This window comes from Microvirga arvi (assembly GCF_016892765.1).
In the GTDB taxonomy this organism is placed as follows: Bacteria; Pseudomonadota; Alphaproteobacteria; order Rhizobiales; family Beijerinckiaceae; genus Microvirga; species Microvirga arvi.
On the sequence record NZ_JAFEMD010000057.1, the window covers coordinates 1 to 15,882 of the forward strand.

Annotated in this window: 18 protein-coding genes; 6 read left to right on the forward strand and 12 right to left on the reverse strand. The window is 62.2% G+C overall.

Annotated features, from left to right (window positions below; translation table 11 throughout):
* Positions 1-621 precede the first annotated feature (621 nt).
* Positions 622-789 carry a hypothetical protein gene (locus ILT44_RS24150; protein WP_204242161.1) on the reverse strand — a complete coding sequence of 56 codons (168 nt, stop codon included), beginning with the start codon at positions 787-789 and terminating at the stop codon, positions 622-624.
* 250 nt (positions 790-1,039) lie between these two features.
* On the opposite strand from ILT44_RS24150, the gene ILT44_RS31980 reads away from it, so the two are divergent.
* A complete protein-coding gene (locus tag ILT44_RS31980) occupies positions 1,040-1,264 on the forward strand; it encodes a NepR family anti-sigma factor (RefSeq protein ID WP_204242162.1) in 225 nt (74 codons plus the stop codon).
* Between the two features lie 37 nt (positions 1,265-1,301).
* Here the strand turns inward: ILT44_RS31980 and ILT44_RS24160 are convergent, their stop codons facing one another.
* The 8 genes from ILT44_RS24160 to ILT44_RS24195 all read right to left on the reverse strand — a co-directional run bounded on the left by ILT44_RS24160 (position 1,302) and on the right by ILT44_RS24195 (position 8,832).
* Entirely contained in the window at positions 1,302-1,673 is a 372-nt protein-coding gene (locus tag ILT44_RS24160) for a hypothetical protein (RefSeq protein WP_204242163.1), read from the reverse strand.
* A gap of 103 nt (positions 1,674-1,776) precedes the next feature.
* Positions 1,777-2,172 (reverse strand): response regulator, encoded by a 396-nt coding sequence (locus ILT44_RS24165; RefSeq protein ID WP_204242164.1) that lies wholly within the window; start codon positions 2,170-2,172, stop codon positions 1,777-1,779.
* 355 nt (positions 2,173-2,527) lie between these two features.
* The gene (locus tag ILT44_RS24170) at positions 2,528-2,782 is read right to left on the reverse strand and encodes a hypothetical protein (protein ID WP_204242165.1); all 255 of its coding nucleotides are present in this window, start codon (positions 2,780-2,782) and stop codon (positions 2,528-2,530) included.
* Between the two features lie 1,152 nt (positions 2,783-3,934).
* A complete protein-coding gene (locus tag ILT44_RS24175) occupies positions 3,935-5,164 on the reverse strand; it encodes a porin (protein WP_204242166.1) in 1,230 nt (409 codons plus the stop codon).
* Positions 5,165-5,450: 286 nt separating this feature from the next.
* On the reverse strand, positions 5,451-5,732 hold the full coding sequence (locus ILT44_RS24180) for a hypothetical protein (RefSeq protein WP_204242167.1): 282 nt from the start codon (positions 5,730-5,732) through the stop codon (positions 5,451-5,453).
* A gap of 127 nt (positions 5,733-5,859) precedes the next feature.
* Complete coding sequence (locus ILT44_RS24185) at positions 5,860-7,416, reverse strand: AMP-binding protein (protein ID WP_204242168.1); 1,557 nt, start codon at positions 7,414-7,416, stop codon at positions 5,860-5,862.
* A gap of 18 nt (positions 7,417-7,434) precedes the next feature.
* Positions 7,435-7,941 carry a xanthine phosphoribosyltransferase gene (gpt, locus tag ILT44_RS24190; protein ID WP_190843991.1) on the reverse strand — a complete coding sequence of 169 codons (507 nt, stop codon included), beginning with the start codon at positions 7,939-7,941 and terminating at the stop codon, positions 7,435-7,437.
* Positions 7,942-8,085: 144 nt separating this feature from the next.
* The gene (locus ILT44_RS24195) at positions 8,086-8,832 is read right to left on the reverse strand and encodes a competence/damage-inducible protein A (protein WP_204242169.1); all 747 of its coding nucleotides are present in this window, start codon (positions 8,830-8,832) and stop codon (positions 8,086-8,088) included.
* 762 nt (positions 8,833-9,594) lie between these two features.
* On the opposite strand from ILT44_RS24195, the gene sfsA reads away from it, so the two are divergent.
* Positions 9,595-10,314 (forward strand): DNA/RNA nuclease SfsA, encoded by a 720-nt coding sequence (sfsA, locus tag ILT44_RS24200; RefSeq protein WP_204242170.1) that lies wholly within the window; start codon positions 9,595-9,597, stop codon positions 10,312-10,314.
* 183 nt (positions 10,315-10,497) lie between these two features.
* Here the strand turns inward: sfsA and ILT44_RS24205 are convergent, their stop codons facing one another.
* A complete protein-coding gene (locus tag ILT44_RS24205; RefSeq protein ID WP_204242171.1) occupies positions 10,498-11,328 on the reverse strand; it encodes an FkbM family methyltransferase in 831 nt (276 codons plus the stop codon).
* 156 nt (positions 11,329-11,484) lie between these two features.
* Here ILT44_RS24205 and map point away from each other — a divergent pair, with 156 nt between their 5' ends.
* The 3 genes from map to ILT44_RS24220 all read left to right on the forward strand — a co-directional run bounded on the left by map (position 11,485) and on the right by ILT44_RS24220 (position 13,639).
* Positions 11,485-12,294, forward strand: a complete 810-nt coding sequence (gene map / locus ILT44_RS24210) for a type I methionyl aminopeptidase (RefSeq protein ID WP_204242172.1) — start codon at positions 11,485-11,487, stop codon at positions 12,292-12,294.
* Positions 12,295-12,402: 108 nt separating this feature from the next.
* Positions 12,403-13,086, forward strand: coding sequence for a RadC family protein (gene radC, locus ILT44_RS24215; RefSeq protein ID WP_204242173.1), 684 nt, complete (start codon positions 12,403-12,405; stop codon positions 13,084-13,086).
* 70 nt (positions 13,087-13,156) lie between these two features.
* Entirely contained in the window at positions 13,157-13,639 is a 483-nt protein-coding gene (locus ILT44_RS24220) for a PRC-barrel domain-containing protein (RefSeq protein WP_204242174.1), read from the forward strand.
* Between the two features lie 42 nt (positions 13,640-13,681).
* Here the strand turns inward: ILT44_RS24220 and ILT44_RS24225 are convergent, their stop codons facing one another.
* Together ILT44_RS24225 and ILT44_RS24230 are read right to left on the reverse strand one after the other, a co-directional pair.
* Positions 13,682-14,278 carry an exopolysaccharide biosynthesis protein gene (locus tag ILT44_RS24225; protein WP_204242175.1) on the reverse strand — a complete coding sequence of 199 codons (597 nt, stop codon included), beginning with the start codon at positions 14,276-14,278 and terminating at the stop codon, positions 13,682-13,684.
* 70 nt (positions 14,279-14,348) lie between these two features.
* The gene (locus ILT44_RS24230) at positions 14,349-14,618 is read right to left on the reverse strand and encodes an usg protein (RefSeq protein ID WP_204242176.1); all 270 of its coding nucleotides are present in this window, start codon (positions 14,616-14,618) and stop codon (positions 14,349-14,351) included.
* Between the two features lie 335 nt (positions 14,619-14,953).
* Here ILT44_RS24230 and ILT44_RS24235 point away from each other — a divergent pair, with 335 nt between their 5' ends.
* Positions 14,954-15,802, forward strand: a complete 849-nt coding sequence (locus ILT44_RS24235; protein ID WP_204242177.1) for a methionyl-tRNA formyltransferase — start codon at positions 14,954-14,956, stop codon at positions 15,800-15,802.
* The last annotated feature ends 80 nt before the right edge of the window (positions 15,803-15,882 follow it).

Genomic DNA, 15,882 nt, shown 5'->3' on the forward strand with positions numbered 1-15,882 from the left:
TGACCTCCATCGAATCTTCGCAAATCCGACGGAATCACAGGGGCTTGAGGCCACTCAACCTTTTTCAGTCAGCCTCTAAGCGGTAGCCAGGGGTTTACGAGCAGGCGCTGCGTTCAACAATCTTCCATGTGCATGACAGCACATCGGTATCGGTCGTTGGCAAGTATTGTCGCAAGCGCCTGCCGCTCTCACGCCAGAGGAGATCCGTGATGCTGTCCGGTTCACTGTTCCTTCGCCGAATGGGAGTGATTGCGGCTCCGGCCCTCCTGGCGATGACGACGGGGGCTTTAGCACAAAGCCATCCTCTGACCTTGGGGATGTCATGTGCTCAGGCACGGAGCCTCGTCTCCTCGCAACGAGCCATCGTCCTCAACACGAGCGCGTTCACCTACGGCCGCTATGTTGGTTCGTATGGGTATTGCGTGCTGGGCGAAACCACGGAGCCGGCTTGGGTTCCGACGGCCGATACCCCTCAGTGCCCAGTCGGTTATCAATGCGTATCGCGCACCCGACCCGCCCGGAACTAAACCATAGGCGTTCTCGACCCTGATCCATTCGAGGCTGGATTGAGGGCATAGGCCTTCATTCCGGTCCCTTGTTCAGGATCCTCCCGAGGGCCCCCTACCGGTTGCTCCAAGCCCGTAGGGCGAGGATGGGTGTCAGGATCGGCCACCCGAAGCCGGCAATCAGAATATGGTCGAGTCCGACCCCTTCCCGCTCTTCGATCATCGTCGAGACCGCAAGGAGCAGAATCACGCCACACAAATAGATCATCACCACTTCACGCATCCCGCAGCCCCACCCGCAATCTTAAAGCCGAGCTTTGGCGCATTGAGCAGATCAAGCCAATGCGACCGGCGGTCGCCTCAGCAACGTGTCAAGGCATGAAACGGGAAGCAGCGGGCGTGGCGAAAATCCTCATGAGGACTGCGCGGCAACTCCAACAAGGCAAAAATATCTTTTTTTACATAACCTTAGCCGCAACCTGATGAGGACTTACCCGTTCTCCGGTCACGAAAGCAACCTCAGGAGATCGTGGATGCTAAAGGGGCACCACCCTCATGCCGCAGCAGGCAACGCTGGTTGGAGCGTTGGCTCTGGCAACCTTACGGAAGCCGGTCGATCTGAGCTCCTGAAGGATCTCGGGCGGCAGATGCAGCATAATTATCGGAGCATGCTGCAGGAGCCCGCACCGGATCGTATCAAGCATTTGCTGGAGAGACTTGAAAGCGTGTCCGCCCGGGAAAGGCATGAGGACCTCTGACATGAGCCCCTCATGCCTTTTAGAATATGGTCGGTGCTTAGCGCCGACGACGGTTCCGCGGACCGGCCGCCCCGGACGCTGAACCCTCTCTCGGAATAAGGCTGTAGATCAGGAAGCCCGCAAGAACCCCGGCGCCGAGGAGAAGGAAGGGATAGGACGTAGCGGTCTGTACAACGCCGGACGCGGTCTGCCTCACGGCGTAGAGCGGAACCGAAGCATGAATCAGACGCTCGGCGCGTTTGATATTTTCCTGACGGGTGTGGATCGCAACTTCATACCCCTCATCGTCATCATGCCCATGAAGCTCGATGCTGTTGCGGGCGAAACCGGCCGAGACGAGACGCTGGACCGCTTGGTTGGCCTCCTTGCGGGACGCGAAAGATCCTGTGGCAATAGACGTGTTCGGCATCAATCAATCCTCTTCGAACTGCTGACGCCAATTCCTGGCAAGCGCCAAGGTTCCACATCCGTCTGCGACAGGCTGCGGGTAACACCTGCAGGTGGAATTCTTGCTAGTTCCTGCGGTAGGATTGAGCGGCCCTTTCCGCCTCCATGAGAACCTCGAGAGCCCTCCAGGGCTTCGGCATGAAGCGGACGTCCCGTAGAACATCGGCATCCCGGCCATCCAAGGGCTTGCCGGAGGTCAACACCGTGCGGACCCATGGCCATTTAAGGCGGACGGTACGCACGAGATCCAAGCCATCCATCAGGCAGGGCAGCCGGAGATCGGCAAACAGGAAGGCAACCTCCTCCGAATGCCGGCGCAGGTAATCGAGGGCTTCTTCCGCACTGGAGGTTTCCACGACCTTGAGGTCGGTTTCCTCAAGAAGAGCTGCCGCTAAGCCTCTGACCTCGAAATCGTCCTCGACGATCAAGGCTACACGATAAGGCTTTATGCTCTGTCCCATTCGGTCATCTCCTCTACCTGTGCGGGTTCACGGAGTCATTCAGCAAAGAGCACTGCTCCTCAGACTCTCTCGTGTGGGGGAAATCCGGCTCCGGAAACACAAGGCGGACAGCCGACGCGATACAAGAAAATACGCAGAAAACGATCATACCGAGGGTGCAACTCAAAGCGCTCTCGCTGATGATCGCGAAAAATGAACTCTCCCGATCGAGCGGTTCGATCGGACGTCCCTGATCACAGAACGGTGAACACCGCTCTCCGTTTCAGCTTGGCCATTGAGAAAATTTCCAAGTGGTCGTTTTTAATCTTGGGGGAACCGGCTTACAGGCTGTAGCTTAAGCTTGGACCGAATGTTCTCAGGCGAGACTTCTGACGTGCTCAAGGAGACCCAGCTTCACCAGGAATTCTTGGACCTGGAGCATCACATGCGGCTTCTCGACCGAAAACTGGCCGATGCCCTGCATCGGATTCGCCATGGCGCATCCGCGGAGCTGGTCGAGCAGGCGCGACAGGATGAGAGGCAGCTGCTTTCCGAGCTGGACCGGCTGATGACGAGAATGCGCGCGATCGAGGGGCAGCTTCTCCAGATACAGAAGAGCGCGACCCGCCATTGAGACGAGCCCGTTGCCCCAGTCGCCGCCTTGTGCGGAGCCGCACCGAGGATCTACCGGTTCTAGTCCATTCTGGCACACCTAACGTAAGGTAATGCCATGAAGAGGATGAAGGATGGCCTTCAGAAACTCTCATCTGGACTTCGGTGTCGGCGCTGAACTTGGCGCCGAGGTAGCGGTCAAGCGATGCCTTCCGCTGTTCCGAACATTGATCGGCCTCTTGGCCGTGATGAACGTAGCGTCAGTTGTCTTCGTTCTCATAAGTTAGCGACTGTACCGCATCGTCTCATCAACATCCCACTGGCGAATGAGACGATGCGAACTGCAGAACAGCGCTAGAGCATCGGGCCTAAAAGTGGACCCACTTTTAGGCCCGATGCTCCACTCTTTGAAGAGCGCATCGTTCGTGCGGGAAACCGGGCCCACTTTTCGCTGACGCGGCCCTCTGGGTCCGCACGATGCGCTAGGATCTGTCCTGCAGGTTCGCTGCTCGTGTTCAACGCAGTCCGAGGAACGACAGGATCGCGAGGACCACAACGATTGCGCCGATAAGCCAAATGATGTTGTTCATGAGAGTGTTCTCCCGAAAGATGGAAACGACCCCATGCCAACGGTCAAGGTAAGGGTTCGTTCCTTTGGCCGCGGTTCATCACGCTAGTTGGAATCACAAGTCGTCAGACCAGTGCCCACAATCCGCCCCGACGCGCCAACCTCCCGATGGGAAACATTGGCGCAAGCCTCCCGGGTGAAGCCCTGACTGGAATCCGCTTGGATCCGGCTGTTATAGACGCGTTCCGTCTCATACCCAGGGCCTGACCGATATTCCAAGGTAGATATGCCGGCCGCACCAACGCATCCACCGAGCCCAGTCGCGAGCATCGCAGCCGCCAAGGCCATACGGATCTTCGGCATCCTCACTCCCACCAGACTGCGCCCCTGTCCGATTAACCGGAAACGCGCGATCCCACCAAAACTAGAGCATATTTCGGCGAAGTGGATCCGGTTCGCCGTCAAAATATGCGGCACGCCAAAGAAGAGAGATGATTCTACGTCAGTAGAAACAGCTCTAGGCACGCCCGGAAATGAAAATCCCGGAAAAGGAAAAACCCCGGTGGTGAGACCGGGGTTTTCCATACAATCGAAGTGGGCTGATCAGAAGTCGCGCTGGATGCGCAGACGGCCTTCCCAGGAATCGTCCTCATCGGTGGCGGGGCTGCGCGGGTCGAGGTTGGAATAGAGAACCTCGACACCGATATCGAGCCCCGAAACCGGCGACCAGATCACGTTCGAACCGAGGCGCCATTCATTGAAGTCGAAGTCGGACGTAATGTCAGAGCCATATTCAACGCGAGCATACGAACCGAACACGCTCTGGCGGATCGTCGGAGTCCAGTAATGGTTCAGGCCTGCGGCAACCGACCATCCACGGCCTGTCTCGATCTCGCCATCGGCGCCGATATAAGCGTCAACGACAGCGCGCGAGGTCGTCCCTGCTGCAACTTCCGGATCGAAGCCGAGATAACCCAGGGCTCCGTCTGCATAGGTCGCGGCAAACCACAGGGCATCACCCTCGGCCAGCATCGGCAGGTTCACGGCAACCTGACCCGACGCGGCCCAGCCGTATTCGGTATCCGGAATGATGCCGCCCACGCCGGGCACCGCCACAACGCGGCTGCGGAGCTGGTGGAGGGCGCCGGAGAGCTGAGCCGAACCCCAGGTGCCGGTGTATTTCAGGTTGGCGACCACATCCGGGATGCGTTGACCGGCTTCGAGCAACTCGGGCCCACCGTCAAATGACGTAGCAGCATCGATACCCTCTTCCAGAGAGATCGAGCCTGAGAAGCCGTTGCCGAACGTGAAGGTATAGGCGAGCAGGTTCACGTCGGGGAAGTCGTAGAAACGAACCGTTCCGAAGTTCTCGTTCGCGATATCGCTGTTCGTGAAGAACGACGTCACGCGACCGGCGGTCAGGCCTCCGAACTGGATGAAGGCCTGAGCGACATCCGGCGAGGTGCTGATCGTCCCGTTGCTGGAATAGACGCCGGTGTTTCGGGTGATCTCGAGACGCACAAAGGTGCGCAGGAGGCCATAGGCGGTAGGGGTGCGAGCGTCGAGCTGGACGCGGCCACGAGCGCGGAAGCCGATCGCGTTATCAGCGCGGGTCAGGGGCTCGAAATACTGATATTCGGCGCGGGCGCGGCCGCCGATGCGCAGGCAGGTTTCCGTGCCCGGGATGTAGAAGAAGCCTGCGCCGTGGGTGGAGCAGACGCGAACGTATTCGACAGGTGCAGCCGTCGCCACCGGCAGGTCAGCAGCCTGTGCCCCCACAACGGCCGCGAGACCCGCGACCGATCCGAGAAAGAGGCTCTTAGCGAGCTTCATGGTTATCTCCAAAAATAGTCTGGGTCCCCGACCCATGTACAAGCGCAACCATATTCATGACGCCGCCCGACACAATCGGAGCAATGAGCCCGCCCCGCTCAATCCGCGGACAAACTGATGAAAAGATAAGCATTTTCGAGACAGCTCACGTTTATTCGGAACGGTGTGTCAAAATTTCAACACGCCACGGGCGCCTCCCGTCAGACCTTTCAATCCCTGTTCCGGCCGAGGCCGACATCGGCTACCGCCACGAAGCTGCTGCGATCTCAGGCGCCGCGGGAATCGGTCAGTCACCCCAAAAAAGATCGGAATCGCGACAGACATAGCCGACCGGGCATTGGGGGGTGTCGCGCGTCGGGACCGCAGCGGGTTGCGTCCACTCGTTGATCTCGCAAAACCTGACGTCGCTGACATAGCGGTCATAGGTGTAGGTGCCCGTCCCGAGAACGATCGCGCCCCTCGAAAAGACAAGGCCGCGGGCCTGGTTGCAGGTCAGGCTGGGGGTCATGGGCCGCGGCTGGGCATAGGCGCTCGAAGCGGCCAGTGCCGCCGCCAGCAAGATTGCCATCCTTCTCATCATGCCATCCTTCATGCAGGTGCCCCTACGGCCCATACAAGGTCCCCATGACAACGTTGGAGGCGGAGTTTTTGTTACAGGAGACGCTTTCAGGACATTGCCAATCGCAAGCCGAAGCTCAGAGCATCGGCTGCAGACGCCTCGCCATTTCGACCGCGGCAGCATAGTCGGTCTTTCCGGAGCCCAGCACGGGGATGCTCGACACGAGAATGGAGCGCGGGACCCAGAGCTCGGGAAAGCCGTGGCCCTTGGCATGGGCCAGGAGCACATCGCGATCCGCATCCCCCTTGTCGGTGATGAGGACGATCTGCTCGCCCTTGCGCGGATCCGGAATTGCGACCACCACATGGCTGCTGTCGGGCCAGAGGGTCTGGACGGTCGCCTCGATGGCAGCGAGGGACACCATCTCGCCCCCTATCTTGGCAAAGCGCTTCGCACGTCCTCGGATCGTGACGATGCCGTCATCCACCGTGACGATGTCGCCCGTGTCATGCCAGCCGTCGACCGGCGGATGGACGCGATCAGGTGACGAGGGGTCGAGGTAGCCCTTCATAACGTTCGGGCCGCGCACATGCAGGCGCCCGCCCTCCTGGATCCCCTCGACGGGCTCCAGCCGCCATTCGATGCCGGGCAGAAAGTGTCCCACCGAGCCGGGGCGGTTCGTGTCGGGGAGGTTGCAGGCAATGACCGGCGAGCACTCGGTGGCACCGTAGCCCTCGACGATGACGGTGCCGTGCCGGTCCCAAAGCCGGCGCGTTTCGTCCTTCACCCGCTCGGCTCCGGCGATCACGAAGCGCACGCTCGCCAGATCGTCCTCCCCGGCGGCGCGGGCATAGCCCTGCAGGAAGGTATCGGTGGCGAGCATCACCGTCGCGCGCGTTCCCGCAACGAGCTTCGGGATCTGCCGATAGTGCAGCGGGCTCGGATAGAGCACCGACTTCATTCCATTGAGCAAAGCCGTCAGAAGACCCGCCGTGAGGCCGAAGGAATGGAAGATCGGCAGCGGATCGAAGAAGACGTCATCGTCCTTCAGCACATCGCCTGCCAGGGCTTTCACCTGATACGCATTCGCGACCAGATTGGCGTTCGACAGCACGACGCCTTTCGGCACGCCCTCCGAGCCCGACGTGAAGAGCAGGACGGCCGGATCGTCGGGTCGGACTTTCGCGCCGGCATGGATGCGCCGCGCCATCCATGAATCGACAAGCCCGCGCAGCTTGTCGAGACTCGTGATCCCTGCACGGACATCCTCGAGCCAGAGGATCCTGCGCCCCTCTCCGAGAGCCTCGATCAGGTCGTCGAGCTTGCCCTGCTCGACGAAGCGGCGCGAGGTCACGATCGTCTCGACCTCGCCCACCTCGCAGGCGGCCCTGATGTTCTTAAGACCTGCCGTGAAGTTCAGGAAGGCGGGTACGCGTCCGAAGGCGTTGAGGCCGAACAGGGTGACCGCAATGGCCTGCACGTTCGGCAGCAGCACGCCGACAGGCTCACGCTCCTTCGTCAGGCTCGCGAGCTTGCGCCCGAGCACCAGTGAGCCGAGGACGAGGCGGCCGAAGGTGATCGGCTGGCGCTCCAGGTCTTCCAGGGCGGCCTTATTGCGGCCGAAGCTGTCCCTGGCGTCGAGGAGTGCCCCGAAAAGGGTTTTGCGCGTCCGCGCGATATCGAACTCCGCCACGGGCGCGCTCCTGATGAACTAGCCGGCCGAGCCTTCGCGGATCGGCGCCTGGTAGGCCAGTCCCATATCCCAGGGGAAGTAGATCCATGTGTCCTGACTCACTTCCGTCACGAAGGTGTCGATCAGGGGACGTCCGGCGGGCTTGGCATAGACGGCGGCGAAATGCGCGTTGGGCAGCATGTCGCGGACGATCTTGGCCGTCTTGCCGGTATCGGTCAGGTCGTCGATCACGAGCACGCCCTTGCCCGTCCCGTCGCCCAGCGCCTTGATGGCGGGCGCGATGTCCTTCAGCACCTGCAGCTCGCCCTGGTTCTTGTAGTCGTGATAGCTCGCGATGCAGACGCTCTCGATGAGGCGCACATCAAGCTCGCGGGCCACGATGGCGGCGGGCACGAGGCCGCCGCGGGTGATGCAGACGATCGCCTCGAACGGACCGGCCGCCGCAAGGCGCCACGCAAGGGCACGGCAATCGCGGTGGAACTGATCCCAGGAGACGGGGAAGGCTTTGGGAGAGGTCGGTGACATCGGCATGCTCTTCTTGACGGTGGTGGCGAGGATAACGCTTAGAGCATCGGACCCGAAAGGGGATCCCGCTTTTGGGATCGATCCGATGCTCAACTTTTTAAAGAACGCATCGTTTGGAGCGAACCCGGAGGTCCGCACGATACGCTAGAGAGGCGCCCGGTCACCCTTGAGGCGGGCGAGATGATCGCGGACGGCGGTGGCGGCCCGGGCAACCGCGTCCGGGTCCTTGCCCCGCACGACGATCTGGTTGCGGAAACCGCTGGTCGAGAAAGACGGATAGGACCCGATGGAGACGCTCGGGTGTGACGAGGCGATCTGGCCGAGGCCCTCGGCATAGATGCCCTCGGCCAGCCCCTCCGCCTCGATGGTCTCGATGATCATGCGCGCGCCGGTCTCCAGATTCGGCGCGATGTTGTCGAGCATGGCCTGCATGATCGAAGGCACGCCCGCCATGACGAAGACATTGCCGATGCGGAAGCCCGGCGCCTTGGAGATCGGGTTCTCGATCAGGTCGGCGCCATCGGGGATGCGGGCCATGCGCAGGCGGGCCTCGTTGAGATCTTCCGGATTGTAGCGCTCCCGGAGCATCGCCACCGCCCGGGGATCGTGATCGATCCCGACGCCGAAGGCCTTGGCGATGCCGTCGGCGGTGATGTCGTCATGGGTCGGGCCGATGCCGCCGGTGGTGAGGAGATAGGTGTAGCGGCTGCGCAGGGCATTGACCGCATCCACGATCTCCTCCTCCACGTCGGGCACGACGCGGACCTCGCGCAGGTCGATGCCGATCCCGGTCAGGTACTCGGCGATGTAGCCGATATTCTTGTCCTTGGTGCGCCCGGTAAGGATCTCATCGCCGATGATGAGAAGGGCTGCTGTGACGGAGACGGCCATGCGCAGGGATCCTTTTGGGGGCGTTTAGCCCTAGAAACGGCAATTCTCAAGCACCGGCAAGAGTTCATCCCACTGCCATCCCCGGCCTTGTGCTCCTCTGTGGATCCTTGCCGTGTCATCCTCGGACTTGACCCAGGAACGGCTATGACAAAGCGGCAGAGATTTAAGTCTGTCAAAGAACCAGCGCCTTGGGGCCCGCAGCGTGAGCTGCGAGCCTTCAGGTTGAGATCGAGGGTGGCGCGTCGGGCAGCCCGGCTCGATGATGTGTGGTGAAAGTGAGAGCCAGACTGCTCGTCACGCGCGGTTTGTTTCAGCGGACCTGGATCGAAGCCAGGATCGGCCACCCGCGATCACAGGCGTGCGAGGCCTGCGGCGGGACCGCTCTCCGCCCCACTCTTGCGACGCCTCGCGAGCGCGCCCCTCGAGGGCGGGGATAGGGAATGATATAGCCGAGCTTAGGACAACTGTCAAGAACAAAATGAGAACGTACACCCTGCCCTCTCCCCTTTAGCGGGAGAGGGTGGCCCTCGCGTCAGCGAGGGTCGGGAGAGGGGCAGTGCTCGTGCAATCACGCCCCCTCTCCCGGCTCACTTTCGTTCGCCACCCTCCCCCGCACAGGGGGGAGGGAATGCCCATGCCCTGTCCTGCAGCCGATTCCCGGAGCGGCTGACGCCATCCGGGATGACGCTCCGCGGCACGGGTTGAACCTAAGGCTTCACCCCTGCTACGAGAGATTTTTTTACAGTCGAATGTTGGTTTTGGATGCGTTTTCAGGAAACCCTGCTCGAGGGCCGTCTCATCGAGCGCTACAAGCGATTTCTGGCAGATATTGAGCTTGATACCGGCGAGGCGGTCACCGCCCATTGCGCCAATCCCGGAGCCATGATGGGCTTAAAAGAGCCCGGCAGCCGGGTCTTTCTCTCGCGGGCGACGAACCCGGACCGCAAGCTCAAGTACAATTGGGAGTTCGTGGAGGTGGCCGCCGGCGGCGGTCCGCTCCAGCTCATCGGGATCAACACCTCCCGCCCCAACCTGCTGGTGGCGGAGGCCCTGCGCGAGGGTCGCCTCGCACCGTTTGCCCGCTATGACCGGGTTCGGCCGGAGGTGAAGTACGGCCGCAACAGCCGGGTCGACTTCCTGCTCGAGAAGGATGGGGAGCCGCCCTGCTACCTGGAGGTGAAGAACTGCCACCTCATGCGCGAGGCGGGCTTCGCCGAATTCCCGGACTGCGTCGCGGCCCGCAGCGCCAAGCACCTCTATGAGCTGGCCGACATGGCCGCCCAGGGCGCGCGAGCCGCCCTCGTCTATGTCATCCAGATGGATGCCGGACGCTTCGACGTCGCCCGCGACATCGACCCGGCCTACGACAAGGCCTTCCGGCACGCCCTCGCCTCGGGGGTGGAATCCTATGCCTATGTCTGCCGGATCACGCCGCAGGAGGTGACGATCGACCGCCCCGTGGAAATCGTGACGCCGCGGTAGAGCCCGAGTTTGTTCCGGGGTGTCCAAACGCCCTCGGTGTCATCCCCGCGCAGGCGGGGATCCATAACCACGACACCCTTCAAAGAAGGCGCTTCGGAAGCCGCTTTGCCGATCCTGCACCGTCACCGTTTATGGATCCCGGGCTCCGCTGCGCGGCCCCGGGATGACAGCGCAGGAGCAGTACTAGGAGCGCTCGAACACCAGGTTCATCTTGGTCTCGAGGATGGGTTGGTAGCCCTTGCTCTTCAGGAGCCCGACCACATCGCTCTGCCAGCGCTCGGGCACGTTCGCGACGATGAACAACGACGGGTAGAAGGAAGCCGGCGCATCCCGGAAAAAGGGGTCGAGCACCAGATCCTCCGCCCCCTCCACGTCGAGCTTGATCGCGTCCACGCGGGTCAGGCCCTCCCGGGTCAGAAGGTCGAGCAGGGTCACGGCCGGAACGCGGATCGCATCGGTCTGGCTCGAATTGACGATCTTGAGGCTCGCCTCGCCCCGGTTGAGAGGGTCGAGGAAGAGGGTGAGCTCGCCCGTCTTGTCCGCCACGGCGCAGTCGACGGCCTTGATGGTGCAGGAGGGGTTCTGGCGGATATTGTAGATGAGACGGTCGAAGATTTCCGGCTGGGGCTCGACCGCGAGGATGCGGGTCGAGACGGCGGGCCCAGCCTCCTGCGCCAGGAAAAGGGCATACCAGCCGACATTCGAACCCACATCGATGAAGGTGAACCCGTCCTTGATCCTCGAGGTCAGGATCTTGAGCTCGTCGGCGTCGAAGTACTGGGGCGTAAAGAGAAGCCGGCGCTCGCAGACGTTCTTGTAGGGGTAGAGCCGCATCCGCACGCCGAAGGTCTCCAGATCGAGCGGCGGACCCTTCAGCATCTTCATCGCCAGATGGCGCAGCATCAGGGCGAGCCGGCGGCCGGCCCAGCCCTCGGGCAACCCGCGCGTCCGGTCGATCACCCAGCGGGTGAGACCTGAAGGCGCAAAGTCCCCGAAGGGGCGGGAATCATTCATTAGCGAGACATCCAAAGCCACGAAGCGGACGAACAGGGTTGCTCATGACACCCTCGGGCGCCAATCGCAAGCGGGGCATGAGGTCTTTGCGAGAGGTCTTCGCTTGCGTCGCGCGCGGCGATCCTTACATTCCGGGCAACAGATCAAGGATTGAGCATGACCGAGACCGATGTTGTCGAGCGCAAGCGCGCCGCCGAGATCCCGCTCCACGGACCTGCGGACTTCGAAGGGATGCGGCGCGCCGGCGGCATGGTGGCCGAATGCCTGGACATGCTCTCGGAGCACGTGAAGCCCGGCGTCACGACGGACTTCCTGGACGGGCTCGCCTTCGACTTCATCCGCGACCATGGCGCCTATCCGGCCTGCCTGCATTACCGCGGCTACACCAAGACGATCTGCACCTCGATCAACCATGTGGTCTGCCACGGCATCCCGAACGACAAACCTCTGCGCGACGGCGACATCATGAATGTCGACGTGACCCTCATCCTCGACGGGTGGCATGGCGATTCAAGCCGCATGTACTACGTGGGCGAGGTGCCGCGCCGGGCGCAGAGGCTGTGCGAAATCACCTATGAATGCCTCCTGCGCGGCATCGCCGCCGTCAAGCCCGGCGCGACCACCAACGACATCGGCGCAGCCATCCAATCCTATGCGGAGGCCGAGCGCTGCTCCGTGGTGCGGGACTTCTGCGGCCACGGCATCGGCAAGGTCTTCCACGATTCGCCGACGATCCTCCATTACGTGGAGCCAGCCTACAACGTAGAGCTGAAACCCGGCATGTTCTTCACCATCGAGCCCATGATCAATATAGGGAGGCCGCAGGTGAAGGTGCTCTCCGACGGCTGGACCGCCGTGACCCGCGACCGCTCCCTCTCGGCCCAGTTCGAGCACATGGTGGGCGTGACGGAGACCGGCGTGGAGGTCTTCACCTATTCGCCGAAGGGGCTGGACAAGCCGTCTTGATCCGAGCTTGACACTAGCCTGCCGCATCGCTTCTGGCCTACAAGGTAACAATGCTGCGTCGGAATGCGCGTTCCGGAGCACATTGAGGGCACGAAGCAACAGACAGGCATGAGCGACGACCTTCCCCATTATCACGGCCACCGCGACCGGCTGCGCGCCCGCTTCATGGAGGTGGGCGGCGATGCGGTGCCGGATTACGAGCTGCTGGAACTCGTGCTCTTCCGCTCGATCCCGCGGCGCGACGTGAAGCCCATCGCCAAGGAACTGCTCAAGCGCTTCGGCACATTCGCCGAAGTGCTGGCGGCCTCCCCGGCCCGGCTCATGGAGGTGGACGGGATCGGCGACAGCGTGGTCACGGATCTGAAAATCGTGGAGGCTTCCGCCCGGCGCCTTGCCAAGGGAGAGGTGGCGAAGCGCCCTGTCCTGTCCTCCTGGACCACGGTCATCGACTATTGCCGCACCGCGATGGCCTTCATGGACAAGGAGCAGTTCAGGCTCCTTTTCCTCGACAAGCGCAACGCGCTCATCGCCGACGAGGTGCAGCAATCGGGCACAATCGACCACACCCCGGTCTATCCCCGCGAGGTGGTGAAGCGCGCCCTCGAACTCTCGGCTTCGGCTTTGATTTTGGTCCACAATCATCCCTCGGGGGACCCGACCCCGTCCTCCGCCGACGTGAAGATGACCCGCGAGATCATCGAAGTGGCGAAGCCCCTGGGGATCACCGTCCATGACCACATCATCGTGGGCCGCGAGGGCCATGCGAGCCTCAAGGGCCTGCGCCTGATCTGAGCTTGAGCGGAGAACCAAGCCTATCCCGTTGCGTTAGACCTTCACTGAAAACGCAATCGGGAGATGATAAATGAAGAAGCTGACGCTCACCGCCGGCCTGATCGGCTCCACCCTGCTGGCCTCGGCCGCTCTGGCCCAAACCGCGCCTTCGACCCCTGCCCAGCCTTCCGCAGCCAATGCCTCGTCGGGTACGACTTTCATGACGCGCCTCGAGGCTGGCCAGATGCTCGCCTCCAAGATCATGGACGAGGATGTGGTCGGCGCCGACAACAAGGATATCGGCGACGTCGAGGATCTGGTGCTCGACCGCAGCGGACGTGTCGTGGCCGTGATCATAGAGGTGGACAAGGGATTGGGTGACCGCACGGTGGCCCTGCCCCTGAGCGCGGTCCAGATCAATGCGGCCGATGCGGCGACCACTGGTTCCGTCCAAGGCTCGGGCCAGACCGCCGGCTCGTCGTCCGCACGGAAGAGCGATGACATGCAGATCGTCGTGAACATGCCGGTGGACCAGCTCAAGGCGGCCCCGGAATTCGACGACGACAACGACTAAGAGAAACAGAGCCTGCGGCCGTCGGACGGCCGCAGGCTCGTTCTATATGAGCGTGTCGATCCCGGTGAAGATCGCGTAGACGAAGCCGAGGCTGAGCGTCAGGCCGATGGAGCCGACCACCAGGCCTCCCACCACCACGAGACCATCCCGCTCGACGAGCCCCAGGCCGACGAGGCACACGGCGAGGCCGAGGGGAATCTGCCCCACAAAGGGTGGCGCGAAGAGAAGTCCCACCGACAGGATCAGGATCACCGCGCCCATGAGGCGCATGGCGAATGGCGTGTCGAGGAAGGTCATGCGCGGACGCGAAATGCGCTCCAGCCGGCGAAAGGCCGGGACGGCACGGCCCACCGCCCGCTCCACGTCCGTGCGGGCCACCGAGCGGTTCATGAGCTGGCGCGGCAGCCATGGGACTTCACGGCCGAAGACGATCTGGATGGCGACGAGCGCCAGCAGGAGGCCGCAGACCAGGGGGATCGGCGGCGGCATGGGAAGGCAGTTGGGCAGCCCGAGCAGAACGACGAGGAGCGAGAAGGCCCTGTCCTGGAGAACCGCCATGATCTCGCGCACAGTGAGGCGCTCGCCTGGCTGGGAGGCAAGGGCGAGCAGAATTTGGGAAGTGCGCGCGTTGGAAAACAAGGAGCCCTGACAGGTTCGGGGATGCTCAGGGCGCCTCTCTACCTGACTTAACGTCCGGGGCCAAGGCGTATCAATGAATGTTGATCTCCCCCTGAACCGCTCGGAACTCGGCGGGACGGATCAGCTGGGCATGGGTGACCGTGACCGAGTGCAGGGGTCCTGCGAGTTCCCGCTTCCAGAAGTCGAGAAAATCGATGAGCACGGGGAAGCGGGGAGCCAGATCATATTCCTGCCAGATATAGGTCTGCAGGAAGGTCGGGTGATCCGGCATGCGATACAGGATCTTGGCGGTCGTCAGCCCATAGCCTTCCATCTGGCGGATGAAATCATTGGATACCATGCGAACTCCTTCTCAAGCCCAGAAGAGCTTACGACAGGAATCCACCCCAAAAGCGCAGGCGGTCTCCTGCCTTATGCTCAAGGCTAAATCTTGAGTGTACTTTGAAGTTCCCGCAAGCGCCTCGGGTCCAAAATCACAAGGCACTTCCGGGGTTCCTGCGATGATCGGTTTTCCCCGCGGCGCATCGTTGGCTGCGGACCCAGCGGGCCGCGCTAGCGAAAACCGGATCCTCTCTTCCGCATGGCGTGTGAACGGGCTTGCGCATCATCGCGTTCTTGCGTTGATTGCTTTGGAAAGAGTTCGAGCGGAAACATTGGGGAAGGAGATCACCGGGAATGCGCTTTGCCTTCGCCGGAATCGATTTTCTGGGAGATGTTTTCGAGGCGTTTCTCGCCAAGGGGTGGGAACCGGTCAAACTCTTCAGCCGCCCCTGCGACAGCATCTACGATTTCAACGACGCAACCCTGTCCCGTGCGCGCGGCTTGAAGCTGCCGGTGCAGATGACGCGGATCCTTCCGGCCGACCTTGCGAGCCTCAAGACCATGGGCTGCGAAGCACTGGTGGTAGCGGGGTATCCCTGGCTGATCACGGGCTGGGAGCGGCACCTTTCCTATGCCATCAACTTCCACCCTTCGCCCCTACCCCTGGGACGCGGGCCGTACCCGCTCTTTCAGGCCATCCTTGATGGGCTGCCCGAATGGGGCATGACGGCCCATGTTCTCGAGCCGGCTTTCGATACGGGCGCGATCATGGTTCAGAAGCGCTTCCCTCTGAGCGACACGGAAACCCACGATACCCTGCTCTCCAAGTGCCAGATGGCTGCCAAGGAGCTGGCCATAGAGCTTGCAGGCGGCCTGCCCCGTTTCTGTGCCGAGGCAAAGCCGCAGGGCTCAGGGACCTACTGGCCGCGGGTGACGCAGGCGCAGAGAACCGTCGATTGGACAGGAGGCGTTCGCGACGTGCTGCGCACCATCCGCGCTTTCGGCTCCATCGAGGCGTTCGCCCAAGTCGATTCCCGCTACGTCTATGTGTGGGAGGCATCGGGCTGGCACGAGCCGCACCGTTACAGGCCCGGCACACTCGTGCACCGGCACCGCAAGCAGATGGTGGTCGCTGCCCGCGACGGATTTGTCCAGATCAGCGGCTGGAGCCCCTATGCTCCGGGGCCTGCAAGACAGGCATGAAGACGGGTCTCCCTCAGCGCTGGCGCTTCACTATTTTCCAGGCCTGGCGGAGCATGAAAAGGTTGCGAAGGAGCTTGAGC